The sequence below is a fragment of the Nocardiopsis oceanisediminis genome, assembly GCF_048595525.1.
Classification (GTDB): Bacteria; Actinomycetota; Actinomycetes; order Streptosporangiales; family Streptosporangiaceae; genus Nocardiopsis_A; species Nocardiopsis_A oceanisediminis.
The window spans coordinates 4,015,392-4,034,062 of record NZ_JAFMZJ010000001.1 but is presented as its reverse complement, the minus strand read 5'-3'; the positions used below and the strand labels follow the sequence as shown (position 1 = coordinate 4,034,062).

17 protein-coding genes are annotated in these 18,671 nt (G+C 76.0%); 9 read left to right on the top strand and 8 right to left on the bottom strand.

Features of this window, described 5'->3' with window-relative positions:
• Positions 1-55 precede the first annotated feature (55 nt).
• A complete protein-coding gene (locus J0910_RS18030) occupies positions 56-889 on the top strand; it encodes a helix-turn-helix domain-containing protein (protein WP_420159700.1) in 834 nt (277 codons plus the stop codon).
• 74 nt (positions 890-963) lie between these two features.
• On the opposite strand, the gene J0910_RS18025 is transcribed toward J0910_RS18030, so the two are convergent.
• From J0910_RS18025 to J0910_RS18015, 3 genes are all read right to left on the bottom strand, one after another.
• Positions 964-1,398 carry a hypothetical protein gene (locus J0910_RS18025; protein WP_420159699.1) on the bottom strand — a complete coding sequence of 145 codons (435 nt, stop codon included), beginning with the start codon at positions 1,396-1,398 and terminating at the stop codon, positions 964-966.
• A gap of 167 nt (positions 1,399-1,565) precedes the next feature.
• Positions 1,566-2,888 (bottom strand): hypothetical protein, encoded by a 1,323-nt coding sequence (locus J0910_RS18020; protein ID WP_420159698.1) that lies wholly within the window; start codon positions 2,886-2,888, stop codon positions 1,566-1,568.
• An 86-nt stretch (positions 2,889-2,974) separates the two neighbouring features.
• Positions 2,975-3,832: an alpha/beta fold hydrolase gene (locus J0910_RS18015; protein ID WP_420159697.1), complete on the bottom strand. Its 858-nt coding sequence runs from the start codon at positions 3,830-3,832 to the stop codon at positions 2,975-2,977.
• A gap of 210 nt (positions 3,833-4,042) precedes the next feature.
• On the opposite strand from J0910_RS18015, the gene J0910_RS18010 reads away from it, so the two are divergent.
• Together J0910_RS18010 and J0910_RS18005 are read left to right on the top strand one after the other, a co-directional pair.
• Positions 4,043-4,984: an oxygenase MpaB family protein gene (locus J0910_RS18010; RefSeq protein WP_420159696.1), complete on the top strand. Its 942-nt coding sequence runs from the start codon at positions 4,043-4,045 to the stop codon at positions 4,982-4,984.
• Positions 4,981-5,202 (top strand): DUF3099 domain-containing protein, encoded by a 222-nt coding sequence (locus J0910_RS18005; RefSeq protein WP_420159695.1) that lies wholly within the window; start codon positions 4,981-4,983, stop codon positions 5,200-5,202. Before J0910_RS18010 ends, J0910_RS18005 begins: the two co-directional genes overlap by 4 nt.
• 76 nt (positions 5,203-5,278) lie before the next feature.
• On the opposite strand, the gene J0910_RS18000 is transcribed toward J0910_RS18005, so the two are convergent.
• Together J0910_RS18000 and J0910_RS17995 are read right to left on the bottom strand one after the other, a co-directional pair.
• Positions 5,279-6,112: a GH25 family lysozyme gene (locus J0910_RS18000; protein ID WP_420159694.1), complete on the bottom strand. Its 834-nt coding sequence runs from the start codon at positions 6,110-6,112 to the stop codon at positions 5,279-5,281.
• A gap of 763 nt (positions 6,113-6,875) precedes the next feature.
• Complete coding sequence (locus J0910_RS17995) at positions 6,876-7,973, bottom strand: pyridoxal-phosphate-dependent aminotransferase family protein (protein ID WP_420159693.1); 1,098 nt, start codon at positions 7,971-7,973, stop codon at positions 6,876-6,878.
• A 203-nt stretch (positions 7,974-8,176) separates the two neighbouring features.
• Here J0910_RS17995 and J0910_RS17990 point away from each other — a divergent pair, with 203 nt between their 5' ends.
• Positions 8,177-8,704, top strand: coding sequence for a GNAT family N-acetyltransferase (locus J0910_RS17990; protein ID WP_420159692.1), 528 nt, complete (start codon positions 8,177-8,179; stop codon positions 8,702-8,704).
• Positions 8,705-8,874: 170 nt separating this feature from the next.
• A complete protein-coding gene (locus J0910_RS17985; protein WP_420159691.1) occupies positions 8,875-10,380 on the top strand; it encodes an aminopeptidase P family protein in 1,506 nt (501 codons plus the stop codon).
• A gap of 256 nt (positions 10,381-10,636) precedes the next feature.
• Here the strand turns inward: J0910_RS17985 and J0910_RS17980 are convergent, their stop codons facing one another.
• The 3 genes from J0910_RS17980 to J0910_RS17970 all read right to left on the bottom strand — a co-directional run bounded on the left by J0910_RS17980 (position 10,637) and on the right by J0910_RS17970 (position 13,047).
• Positions 10,637-11,305 (bottom strand): lysophospholipid acyltransferase family protein, encoded by a 669-nt coding sequence (locus J0910_RS17980; RefSeq protein ID WP_420159690.1) that lies wholly within the window; start codon positions 11,303-11,305, stop codon positions 10,637-10,639.
• Between the two features lie 72 nt (positions 11,306-11,377).
• On the bottom strand, positions 11,378-11,926 hold the full coding sequence (locus J0910_RS17975; protein WP_420159689.1) for a dihydrofolate reductase family protein: 549 nt from the start codon (positions 11,924-11,926) through the stop codon (positions 11,378-11,380).
• Between the two features lie 194 nt (positions 11,927-12,120).
• On the bottom strand, positions 12,121-13,047 hold the full coding sequence (locus tag J0910_RS17970; protein ID WP_420159688.1) for a serine/threonine dehydratase: 927 nt from the start codon (positions 13,045-13,047) through the stop codon (positions 12,121-12,123).
• Positions 13,048-13,164: 117 nt separating this feature from the next.
• On the opposite strand from J0910_RS17970, the gene J0910_RS17965 reads away from it, so the two are divergent.
• The 4 genes from J0910_RS17965 (at position 13,165) to J0910_RS17950 (ending at position 18,589) form a co-directional block, all read left to right on the top strand.
• Positions 13,165-14,109, top strand: a complete 945-nt coding sequence (locus tag J0910_RS17965) for a LysR family transcriptional regulator (protein WP_420159687.1) — start codon at positions 13,165-13,167, stop codon at positions 14,107-14,109.
• 102 nt (positions 14,110-14,211) lie between these two features.
• Entirely contained in the window at positions 14,212-14,862 is a 651-nt protein-coding gene (locus J0910_RS17960) for a trimeric intracellular cation channel family protein (RefSeq protein ID WP_420159686.1), read from the top strand.
• 140 nt (positions 14,863-15,002) lie between these two features.
• Positions 15,003-15,659: a hypothetical protein gene (locus tag J0910_RS17955; protein ID WP_420159685.1), complete on the top strand. Its 657-nt coding sequence runs from the start codon at positions 15,003-15,005 to the stop codon at positions 15,657-15,659.
• 1,079 nt (positions 15,660-16,738) lie between these two features.
• A complete protein-coding gene (locus J0910_RS17950; RefSeq protein ID WP_420159684.1) occupies positions 16,739-18,589 on the top strand; it encodes an ABC transporter ATP-binding protein in 1,851 nt (616 codons plus the stop codon).
• Positions 18,590-18,671: the final 82 nt, after the last annotated feature.

Here is an 18,671-nt window from a genome sequence, read left to right as displayed (position 1 = left end):
GTAAGGGAGAGGGCTTCCTGGGAACACCGGTCCTACCCCGGCTGTTGGAGCGGGCATGACGAGCCGCACCGTGGACACGACAGAGGAGCTGGCCGCGTTCCTGCGGACCCGGCGCGAGCGCCTGGACCCGCGGGACTTCGGCCTGCCGGCGCGCCGGCAGGCCCGGCGGACCCCGGGACTGCGCCGCGAAGAGGTCGCCGAACTGGCCGGGGTCAGCACCGACTACATCGTGCGGCTGGAGCAGGCCCGCGGGCTGCGGCCCTCGGCGGACACGGTGGAGGCGCTGGCCGGGGCGCTGCGCCTGACCGCCGACGAGCGCACCTACCTCTTCGACCTCACCCGGCACCGCCGCCGCGGCGCCGGCGGGCCCGCCACCGCCGCGTCGGCGCCGCTGGCCCGGCTGGTCACCGACCTGTCGCCGCTGCCGGCCATGCTGATGAACCACCGCTACGACATCTTGGCCTGGAACGGCGAGATGGCGAGGCTGCTACTGGATTTCGGCACCCTGCCGCCGCCCCGGCGCAATTCGATGTGGCTGTGCCTGATGCATCCGGAGATACGCGAGTTCTATGTCGACCGCGAACGCGTCGTGCGGGAGGGGGTCGCGCACCTGCGCGCCGCGTGGGCCGCCCATCCGGAGGACCGGGCGCTGACCGCCCTCATCGCCGAGATCACCGCTCACGACGAGGAGTTCGCGCGGTTGTGGGCCGAGGGGGACGTCAGGGCCGGCGGCCGCGGGCACAAGGCGATGCGGCACCCCGACGCGGGTGAGATCGCCGTGCATTTCGAAGTGCTCATGCCGCTTCAGGACACGGGCCAGCGGCTGATGATCTGCCGCGCCGCGGACGAGGGGAGCCGGGCCGCGCTGGACCGGCTGTGCGCGCGGTGACCCCGGACCGCCCGTCCGCGCGGCGGGGCCTTCCCGGCGGCCCCTGTTCCCGCCGGCTCGGCGGTGCCGCCGCGTCAGGGCGCCCCCGACGCTTGGAGCAGGTCGCACATGGAGGGCCATGACGGCAGTGCGTGCTGGACGCGCACCGGTTCCATGTCCGGATGATCGGGCGGTACGTCGCCTGTTCCCTCCGCATCGAGGACGTAGAACTCCGCCAGGTCGCCCGCGACGGTGAGCTTCGCGTCCGGATACGGCCCGAACTCCATGGGGAACGACCCGCCGGTGCGGCCGGGGGTGCCGGCGAGGACCGTCAGCGCCAAGAGGGGCCTCGCCGCCGCGGGCGTACTCCGGTCGAACGAGCGCAGCCCGCGCACCACGAGCAGCGCGGCGTTCCCGTCGTCGAACCGCAGAGAGGTGCGCATTTCGAAGAGGAGTGCCGCGGTGGACGTCAGCGGGTGCACCCGGCAGTCGGGCAACCGGGCCTGCTGGAGGGCGTCCGCCTCTCTCAAGGGTCCGTTTCGAGCGGCCTGGGCGCCGGTGCGCGGCTCCCCGCCCTGACGAGGTCTTCTATCGAGATCCTGGGATCCAGTGTGGTCGCAGGGGCCGGCCGGACGCTCCCCGGAGGGGGCCGCCGACGCGGTGTCCGCGGCCGCCCCCGGGAGGCGGGGGAGGGCGCTCAGCCGCCCTTCGGCACGTACAGCCGCACGTCGTCGACGCGCGCGCTGCCCTCGTAGAAGTTCATGTGCGGCTGTCCGATGAGGAAGTGGTCGGGGTAGGCCGAGCCGGCCGGCCAGACGTCGGCGTCGGTGTAGGCGCCGCCGCCCGGGGCCGGGTAGGTCCAGGTGGCGTTGTGCTCCCCGGAGTACTCGCCGGGGGTGCGGTTGTAGTGCCAGACCGGGTTCTCGCCGTCGTCGAAGGGCTGCTCGTAGCGGAGGGTGCGCTCGCCGATGTGCCGGAACTCCCCGGAGACCTCCAGGACGTACCGGTCGGCGCGGCGCTCCACGGCGAACCGGTAGTCGCGCTCCGGCATCGCCTCGGGCACCAGGTCGGCCTGGCTGACGATGCCGCCGCCGACCTCGGTGCCGCACTCGCTGTGCATCACGTACTCGGTGCCCGGCTGGTCGGCGTAGCGCCGCTGGTCCGTCATGAACAGCATGTTCACCCCGTTGCCGCTGCCCCACTCGTAGGGCTGCAGCTCGCCGGTGCGGGCGTCGCAGTAGCGCAGCCCGCTCCCGGTGTAGCGGTACCGGTTGTAGCCGTCCATGACCACCTTGCGGTGGGTGTGCACGAAGACGTTGTTGTGCGGGGCGGGACGGCCGTAGTCCATCACCGACAGGAAGTAGAACCCGTTGGAGTCGGTGGTGACGTCGTGCCAGTCGCATTCGGGGCGGGTGAAGTCGCCCGAGGCGGCCCACGGGAAGTTGGTCTTGCAGCCGGAGGGGCGGTAGCCGTTGACCTCGCCGCCGTAGTCCCACTCGCCGCCGCGCTGCCCGCCGAAGTCGATGGTCCTGAGGGTGACCTCCACCCGGTACTCGGCGGGCAGCGCCTCGGTGGAGCGCAGCACCACCGCGCCGCCGTGCTCGGGGCTGCCGAACCGCCCGGAGGGGCCGGCCCCGGGCAGCCGGTCCCGGGTGAACGAGGGCTCCCGCACGCCGTCCCGCTTGGCGAGCTCGGCGGTGAGCCAGCCGTCCTCGCCGAAGGAGAACGACCGCCGGTACAGGTCCATGCCGTCCAGGTGGTCGCCGAACGCCGGCCCGCCCATCGCGCGGAAGAACCCGCCGTCGTTGTCGTAGCCGTCCACGTCGTAGCGGCTCCCCGGGCCGTCCTTGTCGGGGAGCCACCCGGTGTCCCCGGACGGGGCGAACCGGGAGAAGTCCTCCTCGTGCACCAGCCGCCAACCGGTGTCCGCCTCGGCCGTTCCCGCGACCGCGGCCGCGGTGGGGACGGCGAGCGCGGTGGCGGCGGCGACCGCCGCCCAGCCCGACCTCCGAGGTGCCATCTGAGACCTCCGCTCGGTGCAGCACTGCCCCCCGGTGGGTCAAGACTGCACCGGACTTCCCCCGGGCGCCACCCGGGCGCGCGGGGTCAGCCGCGCTTGAGGTGCTCCAGGATCGGCGGGATGATCCGCTCCGGGTCCTCCTCCGGCAGCCAGTGCGAGGCGCCGTCCAACCGGACGTACTCGTACTCGCCGCTCACCCACTCCCCGGTGGACTCCGCGGCCGCGGCGGTGAACGCCAGGTCGCCCTCGCCCCACAGGTACAGCACCGGCACCTCGATCACCGGGGCGTCGGCGGCGGCGCCGTCCAGCGCCCGGTACCAGTTGAGCGCCGCGGTCAGCGCGCCCGGCTCACCGAGCCGGCGCACGTTCTCCTCGACCAGGCCGGCGGGGACGCGCCCCTGGTAGATCCCGCGCAGCGCGGCGGCGCCGTCGCCGAGCAGCACCTCCTCGGCCTTGCCCTCCCGCCGGAACAGCCCGATGTAGGAGAGGCTCTCCCGCTGCTCCTCGGATTCGGCCACTGCGCGGGCCAGCGCCCGCGGGTGCGGGGTGGACAGCACGGTCAGGGTGCGGATCCGCTCGGGCCGGCGGCCCGCGGCCGGCCAGGCCAGCACCCCGCCCCAGTCGTGCCCGACCAGGTGGAACCGCTCGGCCTGCAGCTCGTCGGCGAAGGCGAACACGTCGCCGACCAGCTCGTCCACGGTGTAGGCGGCGGGGCCCTCGGGGCGCGCGCCCGGGGAGTAGCCGCGCTGGTCCACGGCGACCGCGCGGTACCCGGCCCGGGCCGCCGCGGCGATCTGCTCGCCCCAGCAGGAGGCGAACTCGGGGAAGCCGTGCAGGAAAAGCACCAGCGGGCCGTCCGCCGGGCCCGTGGCGACGGCGTCGAAGACCATGCCCCGCGCGTTCAGCGCGAGGCGGTCGGCTCCGGGGGCGGGGACGCGGTCCATGGCGGTCCTCTCGTCAGGGGAAGCGGGTGGACGACAACCTACTCCGGGCCGCCGCGCGGAGCCGGGGCCGGGAGCGCCCCCGGAACCGGATCCCCTGCGGCGCCGGGGGAGCGGCCGATCTAGAATCGGATTCGAGGTGCGCCGGCGCGGCGTACCAGGTGTCGGGAGAACCGATCTCGGGAGCCTGCTCCCGGAAAGGACGTGCCGGACGTGCAGCAGCCCACCGTCGCCCTTCCGGAGAGCGCGACCTGGCGGATCCAGACGGACCGGGCCATGTGGGTGGCCGGCGTCCGGGCGCTGATGCTGCAGGCCCTGCACCCGGTGGCGGTGCAGGGGGTCTGGCAGCGGTCGGACTTCCGCGAGGACCCCACCGGCCGGCTGCTGCGCACCGTCGACTTCGTCGGCACCACCACCTACGGCAGCCCGCAGGAGGCCGAGGAGCTGGGCGCCCGGGTCCGCTCGGTGCACCGGCGGCTGGGCTTCACCGACCCGGCCACCGGCCGCCGGCACCGGGTCGACGAGCCCGACCTGCTGCTCTGGGTGCACTGCGCGGAGGTGGTGTCCTACCTGGAGGTGGTGGCCCGGGCCGGCGCCCGGGTGGGCCGCGCCGACGCCGACCGGTACTTCGCCGAGCAGACCCGCACCGCCGCCTACGTGGGGCTGGACCCCGCGGAGGTGCCCGACTCGGTGGAGCGGATGCGCGCCTACCTGGCCGGGGTCCGCCCGCGGCTGGCCGCCGGCCCGGAGGCCCGGGAGATCGTCCGGTTCCTGCTCTGGCCCAAGGTGCCGGAGCGGATGCGCGCGCTCGCCCCGCTCAAGCCGATGTGGGTGCCGATCGGCCTGCTCTCCTACTACACGCTGCCGGACTGGGCCCGCCGGATGTACCGGGTGCTGCCCGAGCCGCCGGGGACGCAGGCGCTCGCCACCGCCGCGCTGTCCGCGGTGCGCACCGGCCTGAACGCCACCCCCGACGCGCTCTACGACCGGATCTTCGAGGAGGCCACGGTGGAGCGGGCCCGCCGGGCCCGGGTCCGGCTGGCCGAGCACGGGTACCGGGTCGACGGCGGCCTGGCCGGGCTGCGCGACCCGCGGTCCTGGCCGCCCGGCGCGGCCGGAGGGCGCGGGCGGGCCGGGACTACAGTGGAGGTATGAAGCGCCGGGTGCGCCGGTACGCCTGGCTGATGGGCACCTGCCTGGTGCTGTTCGCCGGGTCGCTGCCGGTCTACTACCTGCTCGGGGTCGAGTGGGCGGTGGCGATGTGCGCGGTCGCCATGGTGCTGCCGCCGATCGCGGTGATCATCGGCAACAGCTCCGACCCGACCGACCCCGCCGACCACGACGCCCGCTACGGCCCCAACCGGGAGCGCTGACCCGCCGCGCGGCCGCAGGGGGAGGCCCCGGCCGCAGGGAGGGGGGCGGCCGGGGCCTGTCCGGGAAGGCGCCGGGTCAGGTGTTGTCGGCCAGGGCGAGCAGCCGCTCGGCGGAGCCGTTGAACACGTTGAGGTCGGTGTCGCCGCCGATGCCGGGGACGGAGCCCTGGTCGGTGTACTGCCAGAAGGTGTGCACGCCGAACCCGGCGGGGACGGTGGGCCGGTCGGCGCTGGTCCAGCTGGCCACCCAGAGCGGGTTGGTGGAGGCGAAGGCGCCGCTGCCGCCGGCGCAGTCGTTCCACCAGCCGGCGCTGGTGTAGAGCACCACGTCCCGCCCGGTCAGGTCCCGGTAGGTGTCGCTGAAGTCGCGCACCCAGGAGACGATCTGGGAGGGCGACTTCCCGTAGCAGTGCGGCGCCGCGGAGGTGTCCTCCAGGTCCAGCGCGCCGGGCAGGGTCTGGCCGTCGGCGGACCAGGCGCCGCCGTTGGACGCGAAGTACTCGGCCTGGGCGGCGCCGCCGGAGGCGTCGGGGCGGGCGAAGTGGTAGGCGCCCCGGATCAGCCCGGCCCGGTAGGAGCCGGTGTAGTTGGTGTTGAACGCCGGGGACTTGAAGCCGGTCCCCTCGGTGGCCTTGATGTAGGTGAAGCGGACGCCGCTGCCGGCGACCTCCGGCCAGTCGATGGTGCCGTTGTGGTGCGAGACGTCGATGCCGGGGATGCCCGCGGGCGCCGCGGAGACGTCGGCCCGGCCGGGGGCGTCGGGGGTCTCCCGGGCGTGCCGGGCCATGGCCGGGGTGTCGGCGGGGGACGCCGCGGCGGCGGGCGCGAACAGGGTGCCGGCCGCGGCGAGCACCGAGCCGAGCAGGAGGCTCAGCGCGGTGGACCGGGGGGTGCGGGGGATGCTTCGCATCGCCGTGATCTCCTTCCCAGCCGGCCGCGCGACCGGGTGGGCCGGGCCGGCTGTGCGAGCGGGGGCGGGTGAGGATCTCGGGAGCGGAGCGCGTTTCCTCGGTCACGCGTCCGCACTGAGAATTCAGCCTCACCGGGGTCCGGGCGGGCAATGGGCCGCAGGGCTCAAAACGCCCGCGCCCCCAGGGCCCCAGGACCCAGCCGCCGTCACCGGGACCGCGGCCCACCTGCACGGCGCACCAGGGCCCGGCGGCCCCGGGCGCACCGGAGAAAGGAGAAGGAAATAAGGAAAGAGGAAAGGGGGGCGGGTGCTGCCCCGTCCCCTTCTTCCCCTTCTTCCCGGGCGGCCGGCACCGCGTACACCCGGCGCCGAGCCGGGAGGCGGCGTCCCGCCGGGGCGGGGAGAGCGCGGCCGGGGCGGCGCCGCGCCCCGGGCGGCCCGGGGCGCGGCGGCCGTCCGGTCCGGTCGGAGGGGCGGGGCGGAGGCGTCCGGGCTCCGGGCCCTCCCGGAGCGAGGGGCCGCGGGCCGGCAGAGCACCGCCGGGGACGGCGCGCCCCGGGGGCCGGAGGCGCGGGTCCGGTCGCCCGGGGGCGGGGCGTCCAGCCCCTCGAAGGGGGCGTTCGCGGAAGGGCGGGTCTGCGCCCGGTGGGCCGGGAGGGCTTCCGCGGTCCCTCCGGGGCGAGGGGGCGCCGGTCTCCGTGCCGGGAACGGAAAGGCCCGGCGCCGGAAGAGGCCGGCGCCGGGCGGTGGGTTTCGGTGGTCCTTAGCGGCCCAGCACCTCGCGGAGGGCCGCCAGCACCAGCTCGGCGCGGTCCGGGCGGGCGTTGTGCCCCATCAGCCCGATCCGCCACACCGCGGAGGCGTACTCCGCGACGCCGGCGCCGATCTCGATGCCGTACTCGTCCAGGAGCCGCCCGCGGACCTTGGCCGAGTCCACCCCTTCGGGCACCTTCACCGAGGTCAGCTGCGGCAGCCGGTGGCCCTTGGCGGCGAACAGCTCCAGGCCCATGTCCTCCAGGCCGTCCTGGAGGCGGGCGCCGGCGGCCCGGTGCCGGGCCGCGACCTCGGCCGTGCCCTCGGCGGTGATCCGCTCCAGCGCCGCGTCCAGGGCGGCGATCATCCCCACCGGCGCGGTGTGGTGGTAGGCGCGCCCGCCGGGGCCGCCGCGCACGTAGGCGCCGAGCAGCCCCAGGTCGATGTACCAGACCGGGGGCGTCTCCACCCGGCGCTCCCAGGCCCGCTCGGAGAAGGTGAACGGCGCCAGCCCCGGCGGCACCCCCAGGCACTTCTGGGTGCCGGAGTAGCCGATGTCGACGCCCCACTCGTCCGCGGCGACCTCGGTGCCGCCCAGCGAGGTGACGCAGTCCGCGACCAGCAGCGTCTCCTCGGAGCGCCCGTGCACCGCGGCGCCCAGCGCTCCGATGTCGCTGAGCACGCCGGTGGAGGTCTCCGCGTGCACCGCCGCCACGATCGCCGGGGAGGGGTGGGCGTCCAGCACCCGCTGCACGTCGACCGGCTCGCCGAAGGCGTGCCCGACCTCGACCACCTCGGCGCCGTACCGGGCCGCCACCTCGCACATCCGCCGCCCGAACAGGCCGTTGACCGCGACCACCACGGTGTCGCCGGGGCGCACCGTGTTGGCGAACGCAGCCTCCATGCCCAGCGACCCGGTGCCCGACAGCGGCATGGTCAGCGGGTTGGCGGTGCCCCACACCGTGCGCAGCCGGTCGCAGACGCGGTCCAGAAGCGCGATGAACTCCGGATCCAGGTGCCCCAGGATCGGGGCGGACAGCCCGAGGACGGCCTCGGGATAGGGGTTGCTCGGTCCGGGGCCCAGGAGGGTGCGATCGCTCAAAGCCATGTCGGTCACTCTAGGACCCGCCCGGGGCGGGCCGGGCCGCAGGGGTACCCGGGAGGCGTGCGCGGGATGTGGTGATCGCGACACCCGTACAGCCCGGCTCACCGGCGGGAATGCGCACAGAACGTCCTAAGTTGGGCCGTTGGTGGACGGCGGCCGCACCCGGCCGCCGCGAGTCGCAGCCGACCGGGAGGAGAGGGAAGAGGATGACGGTTCAGGGGGCCGAGGTCATGCCGGTGCCGGTGGAGCGGGCGGTGGCGATGGGCGATCCCGCGGTCCGGCCGATGCTGGAGGGGCTGGCAGAGGAGTACACCCGCCGCTACGGCGCCGAGGCCGCCCGGCGGGAACTGGCGGCCTACCCCGAGACCGACTTCGACGCCCCTTACGGCGGGGTGGTCCTGATCGAGCTGGCCGGCCGGCCGGTGGCCGGCGGGGCGTTCCGCCGGAAGGACGCCGCCACCGCCGAGTTCAAGCGGGTCTGGACCGACAGCGCGCACCGCAGGCGCGGGCTGGGGCGCCGGGCGCTGTCCGCCGTGGAGGCCGCCGCCGCGCGCAGCGGGTACCGGCGCGCCTACCTCACCACCGGCCCGGAGCAGCCCGAGGCCGTCGCGATGTACGGCCGGCTGGGCTACACGCTGTCCGACGCAGAGGGCCTCGACGAGCAGGGCGGCCGCCGCTACTACGCCTTCGCCAAGGAGCTCGCGGGCGGTGCGGCGCCCTACGATGGACGCTAGACCCTGCCCTGCGGGCGCCGCCGGCCGGGCGGGCGGCGCGCGTACCCGTGCGCGCCGCCCGCCCGGGGCGGCCGCGGGGGCGCGCCCGCGCCCCGGGGCGGCCGCGCGGCAGGGCCGAGGAGCCGCCACAAGCGGCCGGCAGCGAACCGAGTGACCTTGGAGGCCGAGCAGTGACCGAGCAGCAGCGCCCCGGCGGGGGAGAGGCCCAGGACGGCGGAACCGGCGAGCCGGCGTTCCGGCCGCGCAAGAACGGGCAGGAGCAGTCGGTCTCCGAGGAGCTGTCGGCGTGGATGCGCACCGGCTGGGCCGACACCGAGAAGCGCGACGTGCGCCCGATCGAGCAGGCGCGGCACACCGCGCACCGCCGCTCCGGGCTCAGCGCCCGCTTCCCCGGTGAGCGCCTGGTGGTCCCGGCCGGCGGCCTGAAGACCCGCTCCAACGACACCGAGTACCCGTTCCGCGCCGCCACCGACTACGTCTACCTCAGCGGCGACCGGTCCGACGACGGCTGCCTGGTGTTCGAGCCGCACGAGGGCGGCGGCCACGAGGTCACCGCCTACCTGCGGCCGCGCTCCAACCGGGAGAACGGCGAGTTCTGGCTGGACGGCCACGGGGAGCTGTGGAGCGGCCGGCGCAGCAGCCTCGCCGAGTCCTCGGCCCTGCTCGGCCTGGCCGTGCACGACGTCCGCGAGCTGCCCGCCCTGCTGGAGAAGGCCGCCGGCGGCGTCGCCACCCGCATCGTCCGCGGCCACGACGGCGCCCTGGACCGGATCGTCGACGGGCTGCGCGGCGGCGCCACCGAGGAGAGCGCTGCGCGCGACGAGGAGCTCGCCGTCGCCCTGCACGACATGCGGCTGGTCAAGGACGAGTGGGAGGTCGAGCAGCTGCAGAAGGCCGTGGACGCCACGGTCCGCGGCTTCAACGACGTGGTGGCCGTGCTGCCGCAGGCCAAGGCCACCTCGGAGCGGTACATCGAGGGCACCTTCTTCCTGCGCGCCCGGGTGGAGGGCAACGACGTCGGCTACGGCACCATCGCCGCCTCCGGCCCCAACGCCACCACCCTGCACTGGGTCCGCAACGACGGCCCGGTCCGCGAGGGCGACCTGCTGCTGCTGGACGCCGGCGTGGAGACCACCGAGCTCTACACCGCCGACGTCACCCGAACCCTCCCGGTGTCGGGCACCTTCACCGAGCTGCAGCGGCGCGTCTACGACCTGGTGTACGCCGCCCAGGAGGCGTCCATCGCCGCGGTCGCGCCGGGCCGCCCGTTCCGCGACTTCCACCGGGTCGCCCAGCGGGTGCTGGCCGAAGGGCTGGTCGAGTGGGGCCTGCTGGAGGGCCCGGTGGACCGGGTCGTCGAGCTGGGCCTGCAGCGCCGCTACACCCTGCACGGCACCGGCCACATGCTCGGCCTGGACGTGCACGACTGCGCCCGGGCCCGCACCGAGGAGCACCTCTACGGCGAGCTGCGCCCGGGCATGGTGCTCACCGTCGAGCCGGGCCTGTACTTCCAGCCCGACGACCTGACCGTCCCCGAGGAGCTGCGCGGCATCGGCGTGCGGATCGAGGACGACGTGCTGGTCACCGAGGACGGCAACCGGGTGATGTCGGCGGGCCTGCCGCGCGCCTCCGCCGACGTCGAGGCGTGGCTGGCCGAGCGGATGCCCAAGGCCTGACCGGGCGGATCCGCGGGACCGGGGCCGGGCGGTGCGCACCGCCCGGCCCCGCGCCGCTCCCGGCGCGGCCGCTTCGGGGAGGCTTCGCGGGGGGAGGCCCCGTAGCGGGCGGCGTACCGCACCACTTCCCCGTTGGTCTTGGAGTTGCGGGGGTATCGGAGCGCTCCGATACCCCCGCAACTCCAAGACCAACGAGGACGGACGGGGAAGCGCGGGGCGGCCCCACCGGGCGACCGGCCGGACACCCGACAGCCTCTCAGGCCCTCGGGGAGTTGGGGTTGTACACGCCGGCCTCCTCCTGGCCGGTCAGGTCGCGGACGGCGGCCATCACCCGGTCGGTGACCTCCCGGCGGGCGGGGCCCGCCTTCATGTGGCCGTAGCCGAAGGAGAAGTCCAGCGGTTCGCCGAAGCGGATCCGGATCCGCGCCAGGCGGGGCAGCCGGGCCCCGATCGGCTGGATCCGCTCGGTCCCGGCCAGCCCCACCGGGACCACCGGCGCGCCCGAGGTCAGCGCCAGGTGCGCCACCCCGGTGCGGCCCTTGTACAGCCGCCCGTCGGGGGAGCGGGTGCCCTCCGGGTAGATGACGAACACGCCGCCGTCCTTGAGCACCGACAGCCCCAGGTCCAGCGAGTTCACCGCGTCCCGGCCGCCGGTGCGGCGCACCGGGATCGCCCCCAGCGAGGTGACCAGCGCGCGGGAGGCGCGGCCCTTCACCCCCGGCCCCTCGAAGTACTCGGCCTTGGCGAGGAACCGCATCGGGCGGGGCACGGCGAGCGGGAGGACGACGCTGTCGGAGAACGACAGGTGGTTGGCGGCCAGCAGCACCGGCCCGGAGGACGGGATGTTCTCCAGCCCCTCGATCACCGGCCGGTAGAGCGCGCGTCCCAGGGACGCGCACGTCCAGCGCAGCGCCGTGTAGAGCATGGGTCTCCCTTTCCCGCGGTCTGAGGGTCGAGGGAAGGGTATCCGCCCCGCCGGAGGGCGGGTCCGGGCGGGTCAGCGGCGGTAGCGGAGCAGTACGGCGGCGCCGTCGAACATCCGGGACTCGGCCGGCTCCAGACCGAGCCGCCCGGGGCCGGCGAAGGCGCGCTTCCCGCCGCCCAGGACGACCGGGTGGACGATCAGCCGGTACTCGTCGATCAGGCCCCGCCGGGTGAGGGCCGCCGCCAGCTCGGAGCCGCCGAACAGCACGATGTCGCCCTCGGCCGCCTTCTTGGCGGCGGCCAGCCCGTCCAGGTCGGCCAGTACCCGGGTGTTCCATTCGGCGCTCTGCAGCGTCCGGGAGACCACCAGCTTGGGCTTGGCCCGCCAGGCCGGGGCGAACGCCAGGTCGTGCGGGTCGTCGGAGAGCTCCTCGGCGCGCGGCCAGAACCCGGACATCATCTCCCAGACCACCCGCCCGTACAGGAAAGCGCCGGCCTGCTCGCCCACGGCCCGGGAGTACTCCGACAGCTCCGGTCCCACCACCGGCCAGTCGAACTCGCCCTCGGGGCCCTCGATGAAGCCGTCGACCGACTGCTGCGCGAAGTAGATGATCTCGCCCATGCCCGTGCTTCCTCTCTACGGCACCGCCTGGTGCGGTGCACGGCCGCCCATGGGACCGCGGGGTTCCGCGGAACTCATCGGCGGGTTCCGGGGTGCCGGGCGGCCGCCGCGAGCGGCGGGGAAGCCCGGCCGGCGGGATGCTACTCCGCAGGGCCGACAGATCCTCCGCCGCGTACGAGGAACGGGCCCGGCGGTCAGTCGGCCGGGCGCCAGTCGGTGTTGGCGCCGCAGACGACCAGGCACGGGTTCTCGCCGGGGACGCGGCCGGCCAGCCAGGCGGCGAACGGGGCCGCGGCGGCGGGCTCCGCGGCGATCCGGAACTCCTCCCAGAGCCGGTCCCGGGCGGCCAGGATCTCCCCGTCGCTCACCAGGGCCGGGGTGACGGGGCGGGTGCGCAGCACCTCGAACGGGGTCCGGCCCACCCGGGTGGCGCCCAGCGCGGACGCGGCCACCGAGTCGACCGGGGCGTCCACCGGCTCCCCGGCGGCCAGCGCGGCGTGCAGGCTCCGGCACCCCTCCGGTTCGACCGCCACGACCTCGCGCCCCTCGGCGCCCAGCCGCACCCCCGCGGCCAGCCCGCCGCCGCCGACGGCCACCGCCACCGCGTCGCAGTCCGGCGCGTCCTGGGCGATCTCCCGGCCGACCGTGCCCTGCCCGGCGACGATCAGCGGGTCGTCGTAGGCGTGCAGGTAGCGCAGCCCCTCGTCGGCGGCGTACTCCAGCGCCGCCTCCGCGGCGGCGGCGTAGCGCCCTCCGGCGCGCACCAGCCGGGCGCCGGAGGCCTCCAGCCGGCGGGCCTTGGCCTCGGGCACGGTCTCCGGGACGTAGACGACCGCCTCCGCGCCGAGCATGCGGGCGGCGGCGGCCACCCCCAACCCGTGGTTGCCGCCCGAGGCGGCGACCACCCGGGCGGCGGGCCGCGCGGTCAGCGCGTTCAGCGCGCCGCGCAGCTTGAACGAGCCGGTGAGCTGGAGGTGCTCCAGTTTGAGGGTGACCCGGCGCCCGTCCACCCGGGCCCGGAGCAGCGGGGTCCGCCGGGCGCGCCCGGCGATCCGCTCGGCGGCCTCCCGGACGGCGGCGGAGTCGGGGACGTGTGCGATCGGTGCGGTGCTCGGTGCCATGCCCCCGACTCTGCCCCGCTCCGGGGATAAGGTGAAGTCGCGTCTGCTAACGATGGATAAGCTCTGCTTACGGCCGGGGCGCCGGCGGCGCCCCGGGGACGGCGGGAAGGGGCGGCGGTGCTGGACGCGAACCGGGTCCGGGTCCTGGTGGAGGTCGCGCACGCCGGCTCCATCGCGGCAGCGGCCGAGCGGATGTCGTTCACCGCGCCCGCGCTCTCCCAGCAGCTCGCCAAACTGGAGCGGGAGCTGGGCTGCGTGCTGCTGGAGCGGCGCCGCGGCGGCGTCCGGCTCACCGGGGCCGGGAGGATCCTGCTGGCCTACGGCGAACGGGTCATGGGCGACCTGCGCGACGCGGAGGCCGCGGTGCGCGCGGCGGCGGGGGAGCCGCCCCGCCGGCTCTCCCTGGGCGCCTTCGCCAGCGCGGGGAAGGTCCTGGTGCCCGGCGCGCTGGCGGCGTTCGGCCGCGCCCACCCCGACGTCCGCCAGGCCCTGTCCGACCTGGAGCCGCCCGACGGGTACGGCCTGGTCGCCTCCGGCGCGCTCGACCTGCTGGTCACGCACCGCTACCCGGGGGTGCAGCTGCCCGCGGCGGCCGGGCTGCGCCGGGAGAGGATCCTGGTCGACCCGCTGATGCTGGTCCTGCCCGAGGGGCACCCCGCGGCCCGCCCCGGCCCGGTGCCGCTCGCCGAGGCGGCCGGGGACGAGTGGATCTGCGGCGCCCCGGGCGTGCCCAACCGCGCCGCGCTGGAGGAGGCGGCCCGGGAGGCGGGCGTGCGCGTCCGGGTCGCCTACGAGACCCGCGACTACGAGGTCACCCTCGCGCTGATCCGGGCCGGCGTGGGCGTCGGGCTGGTCCCGCGGACCGTCCTGGGCGCCTCCGCCCCCTCCGGGTGGAGCGCGCACCCGGTGGCCGCCGCCGACCCGGCCGCCCCGCCGCTCGCCCGGGAGGTCTACGCGGTCCACCGGCGCAGGCCCCTGGCGCCGGTCCCGGAGATGGTCGCCCTGCTGCGCCTCTCCGCCCGCCGCGCCCTCGGCCAGGGGAGCGGAACCGCCGCCGGCTGAGCGGCCGCCCCGCCGCTCCGGCCGGTGCGGCCTCCGGGACCGGGGCGCCCTCCGGGATGATGGGGGCGCGGGAGGAGACCGGGACGAGGGGGACGGGCGGGGATGGACTTCGGGGCTGCGCAGCTCATCGCCTTCGACGTGCTCGACCTGCTCGGCGCGTTCGCGTTCGGGCTGTCCGGTGCGCTGGTGGCGGTGCGGCGGGACTTCGACGTGGTGGGCATCGCGGTGCTGGCGTGCTGCACCGCCTTCGGCGGCGGGCTGATCCGGGACGTGCTCATCGGCGATGTCCCGCCGGCGGCCTTCACCGACCTGCGCTACCTGGGGACGGCCCTGCTCGCCGCGCTGGTGGTCTTCCTGTGGCACCCGCCGGAGCGGGTGCAGCGGGTGCCGCTGACCGTGGTCGACGCGATGGGGCTGGGGCTGTACTGCGTCACCGGCGCGGTCAAGGCGGCCTCCTTCGGGCTGGGGCCGGTGCCGGCGGCGCTGATGGGGGTGACCACCGCGGTGGGCGGCGGCATGCTCCGCGACCTGCTGGCCGGCCTCCAGCCCTCGGTGCTGCGCCGCGACTCCGAGCTGTACGCGCTGCCGGCGCTCGCCGGCGCCGGAGCGGCATCGCTGCTGATCCACGCCGGCGCCTTCAATTGGTGGACCGGCGCCCTCGCCGCGCTCGGCGCGTTCGTGCTGCGCCTTCTGGCGGTGCGATTCCACTGGAGCGCCCCGCGCGCACTGCGCCGGCCGGAAGAGCCCTTCTGAGGGTTTCCCGCGCAATTCCGCCCGGGGATGCGGAGCGTTTTCCCCGGGGCGGTCCCGGAAAGGGGCGCGAAACGCCGGCGGACGCGGAAAAACCGGTGGCGGAACCGTTCCTCCCGCACCTAATGTTCTGCATTATGAACATGACGCTGGGAGACGCCTTCAACCGCCGCAAGAAGCTCTCGGCCGATCTGCAGACCTGGATCAACCGCCTGCAGCTGGCCGGGGCCGAGCGTCGCGGCTACCGGACCGCCTCCCTGGACGGAGAAGGGGCCTACCGGCCGGAGCCCGGCACGGAGAAGGCCACCAAGCGCGCCTACACCGTGCAGGAGTGCCGGGAGCGGATCGCCGCGATCCTCGCCGAGGACGAGGGGCTGGCGCTGCGCATCTCGCGCACCAACCAGCGGGCGCGCGCCGAGATCGAGGACCTCGACGGGCGGGTCCGGGTGCTCTCCGTGCCCGAGCTGCTGGTGCTCAAGGACGACACCATCCCCAAGCTGGAGCAGGCCGCCCGCGCGGTGCCGGTGCGCGCCGAGGACGCCGCCCCCTACGACGGCGGGGAGGACTGGATCCGCTACCGCACCGTCCGCAAGGTGGAGCGCAAGCGCGAGTCCTTCAGCGAGAACGGCCTCAAGATCGAGGAGCAGGAGCTGCTCGGCTACGACGTCGCGGAGATCACCGACTACGGCCTGCCCCGGCGCGGCCGGTGGGACGAGATCGACCGCATCGCCGAGTACGCCCAGCGGGTCAAGCAGGCGATCAACCGGGCCAACAAGACGGAGCTGGTCGAACTCGACTAGGCCCACCGGGACAGCGGGGCCGGGGCACCGAAGTGTCGGTCGTAAAAGGTAGCGGCGTACCGCGCATTCGCGTCTATCCGCCTACCGCACATTGAGCAGGTGTGTCCGTTGTACGTGCGTAGTGAAGGAGCGGTGGAACCGCTCCGGGTAACAGGCACCGGGTAACAGGTCACCTGCAAGGGGTAACACCAACTGGGGTTCCTGCACACCCCGGCCAGCCCCGGTTCCCGCCCTTTTCCGAGCCGCCCCGGAGCGATTCCGCTCCGGGGCCGCCGCGCGTCCGCGGAGAACACGGAAAGGCGCCGGAGAACGGGGATCCTTTTCCGACCTCGCACCGCGGCATGCGGAAAGGGGACGCGGTCCCCGCGGGCAGCCGCCCGGCCGCCTGCGGGGACCTCGGCCGGCCGCGCCCGGAGCGCGGGCCGGGACCCGCTCCGGCCGCTGCTGGAATGCCGGCTCCGGCCCGCCGGCCCGCCGGCCCGGCGCCGCCGGCCCCGGCCGGGAGGACCGGCCGCGACCTGCGCGGATGCGGAGCGGAACGAAAACCCCCGGCGCCGCGGGTTTGGCCGGGGAAGAGGCGGCGCCGCCGGGCCCGCGCCGCCCGGCGGGCGGCCCCGCCCAGGTGGGGGCGGGCGCCGCGGTGTCCCCCGGCCCCGGCCCTGCGGGCAGCGGACCGCCGCCGGAGCCGGGCGCGGGCGGTCCGGATCCCCCGCCGATCCGGGCCGGCCCCAACCCGGCGGAGTCCGGTCGGCCGCCCCCGGCCGCTCCGCGCACGGGGCGCCTCCGCCCCGGGATCCGGTCCGCCGCCAACCCGACCGGTCTCCCGCACCGGGCTGCCCCGGCGGTGCCGGGCGCGGCATGCTCCTCGGCGCGGTCGAACGCATGTTCTGCTCGGACCGCCCGCGCAGGGGACGCGGGACCGGTGCGAGCGGCCGGAGCGTCCGCCCGCGCCCCGCGGAGGGCCCGCGGGGCGGGAGGAACGGAGTGACGCCGTGAAGCGATGGCGACGACGGGGAGCACCGGGCGCCGGAGGCCCGCGCAGCGGGAAGGGCGCCCGATCACCCGAGGCGGTACCGGAGATGACCGCGTCCCGGTACCGCGTCCACGACGAGGCGCTGGCGGAGGCGACGCTGCCCGGCATGCTCGCCCGGGTCCCGGGGACGGCCGCCGCCGCGCTGCGCTGGGCCTGGCGGGCCTCGCCCCGGGACACCGCGGCCACCCTGCTGCTGCACGCGGCCGCCGGGGCGTTCGGCGCGGTGGCGCTGATCGCGGTCACCGGGGTGCTCGAAGAGCTGTTCAGCGCGGTCCCCACCGCCGAGCGGGTCGCCGCGGCGCTGCCCGCCCTGCTCGCGCTCGCCGGGGCCGCGGCGGCGCGCGGCGCGCTGCAGGCGGCGGCCGGCTGGGCCCAGGCCCGGCTCAAACCGCAGGTGGAGCGCCGCGCCGAAGTGCACCTGTTCGACCTGACCGCCCGGATCGACCTGGAGAGCTTCGACGACTCCTCGTTCAACGACGCGATGTACCGGGCGCGCGACCGGGGCCTGTACGAGGCCGGGCGGGTCATCGACGCCGCGGTGGAGGTGCTCTCCGCGGGGATCGGCCTCGCCGCCGTCGCCGGGGTGCTGGCGGTCCTGCACCCGGTGCTGCTGCCGCTGCTGGCGCTGACCGTGGCGCCGGCCGGCTGGGCGGCGGTGCGCGCCGCGCGGATGCGCTACCGGCGGATGCGGGAGCTGACCAACGGCCGGCGCCGCAAGTGGACCCTGGGCGACCTGCTGGCCTCCCGCGACTCCGCGGCGGAGCTGCGCGCCTACACCATGGGGCGCTTCCTGCTGGAGGAGTACACCCGGCTGGCCGACCGCGAGCGCGACACCATGCTGGCGGTCGCCCGCAGGCAGACCGCGGTGCGGGCGGTCGGCGACGCCGCCGGGGGCGCGGCCACCGCCGCCACCTACGCGGCGCTGGGCGCCCTGCTGCTGGCCGGCGGGATGCCGCTGGCCGTGGCGGGCACGGCGGTGCTGGCGATCCGGCAGGGGCAGGCGGCCCTGCAGAGCCTGCTCTTCTCGCTCAACCTGATGTACGAGTCGGGCCTGTACTTCACCGACTTCACCGAGTTCTGCGCGGCCGCCCGGCGCCGGCTGCCGCCGGCCCCGCCCGCCGGGTCCCGGGCCCCGGGCCCGCTGCGCGAACTGGCCGTCCGCGGCGTCCACTTCACCTACCCCACCTCGGAAGAGCCGTCGCTGCGCGGCGTGGACCTGCGGGTGCGGGCGGGGGAGATCGTCGCGCTGGTGGGCGAGAACGGGTCCGGCAAGACCACCCTGGCCCGGCTGGTCTGCGGGCTGTACCGGGCGCAGCGGGGCACGGTCGCCTGGAACGGCGCCGACGTCGCCGAGCTGCCCGCCGAAGAGCTGCGCCGCCGCATCGGCCTGGTCGCCCAGGAGTACTGCCGGTGGCCGATGACCGCCGAGCGCAACGTGGCGATGGACACCGCGGCCGACCCGGGCCGGCTGGCCCGCGCCGCACGGCAGAGCGGCGCCGACGAGGTGGTCGCCCGGCTGGCGCGGGGCTGGGGCACCGTCCTGGACCCGCGGTTCGCCCAGGGCGCCGACCTCTCCGGCGGCCAGTGGCAGCGCATCGCCGGCGCGCGCGGGCTCTACCGCGACGCCGACCTGCTCATCGTGGACGAGCCGACGGCGGCGCTGGACGCCCGCGCCGAGCACGCCTTCTTCGAGACGCTCCGCGAGCACGCGCGCGGCCGCACCGTCGTGCTCATCACGCACCGCCTGGCGTCGGTGCGGATGGCCGACCGGATCGTGGTGCTGGACCGGGGCCGGGTCGCCGAGCAGGGCGCCCACGCCGAGCTGATGGCGCGCGGCGGCCTCTATTCCGAGCTGTACCGGCTGCAGGCCGAGGCCTACCGGGAGCGGGCGGCCTGACCTCCCCGGGCGGTGCGGCCGACCCGCACCGCCCGGGCGGTTTCCTGGCCGAATCCTTGCCGGAGGGTGGGCGCGGATTTGG

Bases quoted from the DNA above. Each gene is read 5' to 3' on its own strand.
- J0910_RS17980 (WP_420159690.1), bottom strand. From the start codon at position 11,305: ATGCTCTACACGGCGCTGCGCTGGACGTGCGCGTCCCTGGGACGCGCG.
- J0910_RS18020 (WP_420159698.1), bottom strand. From the start codon at position 2,888: ATGGCACCTCGGAGGTCGGGCTGGGCGGCGGTCGCCGCCGCCACCGCG.
- J0910_RS17970 (WP_420159688.1), bottom strand. From the start codon at position 13,047: ATGGCACCGAGCACCGCACCGATCGCACACGTCCCCGACTCCGCCGCC.
- J0910_RS18030 (WP_420159700.1), top strand. From the start codon at position 56: ATGACGAGCCGCACCGTGGACACGACAGAGGAGCTGGCCGCGTTCCTG.
- J0910_RS17960 (WP_420159686.1), top strand. From the start codon at position 14,212: ATGGACTTCGGGGCTGCGCAGCTCATCGCCTTCGACGTGCTCGACCTG.
- J0910_RS17990 (WP_420159692.1), top strand. From the start codon at position 8,177: ATGACGGTTCAGGGGGCCGAGGTCATGCCGGTGCCGGTGGAGCGGGCG.
- J0910_RS17955 (WP_420159685.1), top strand. From the start codon at position 15,003: ATGACGCTGGGAGACGCCTTCAACCGCCGCAAGAAGCTCTCGGCCGAT.
- J0910_RS18000 (WP_420159694.1), bottom strand. From the start codon at position 6,112: ATGCGAAGCATCCCCCGCACCCCCCGGTCCACCGCGCTGAGCCTCCTG.
- J0910_RS17975 (WP_420159689.1), bottom strand. From the start codon at position 11,926: ATGGGCGAGATCATCTACTTCGCGCAGCAGTCGGTCGACGGCTTCATC.
- J0910_RS17995 (WP_420159693.1), bottom strand. From the start codon at position 7,973: ATGGCTTTGAGCGATCGCACCCTCCTGGGCCCCGGACCGAGCAACCCC.
- J0910_RS17950 (WP_420159684.1), top strand. From the start codon at position 16,739: ATGACCGCGTCCCGGTACCGCGTCCACGACGAGGCGCTGGCGGAGGCG.
- J0910_RS18015 (WP_420159697.1), bottom strand. From the start codon at position 3,832: ATGGACCGCGTCCCCGCCCCCGGAGCCGACCGCCTCGCGCTGAACGCG.
- J0910_RS18005 (WP_420159695.1), top strand. From the start codon at position 4,981: ATGAAGCGCCGGGTGCGCCGGTACGCCTGGCTGATGGGCACCTGCCTG.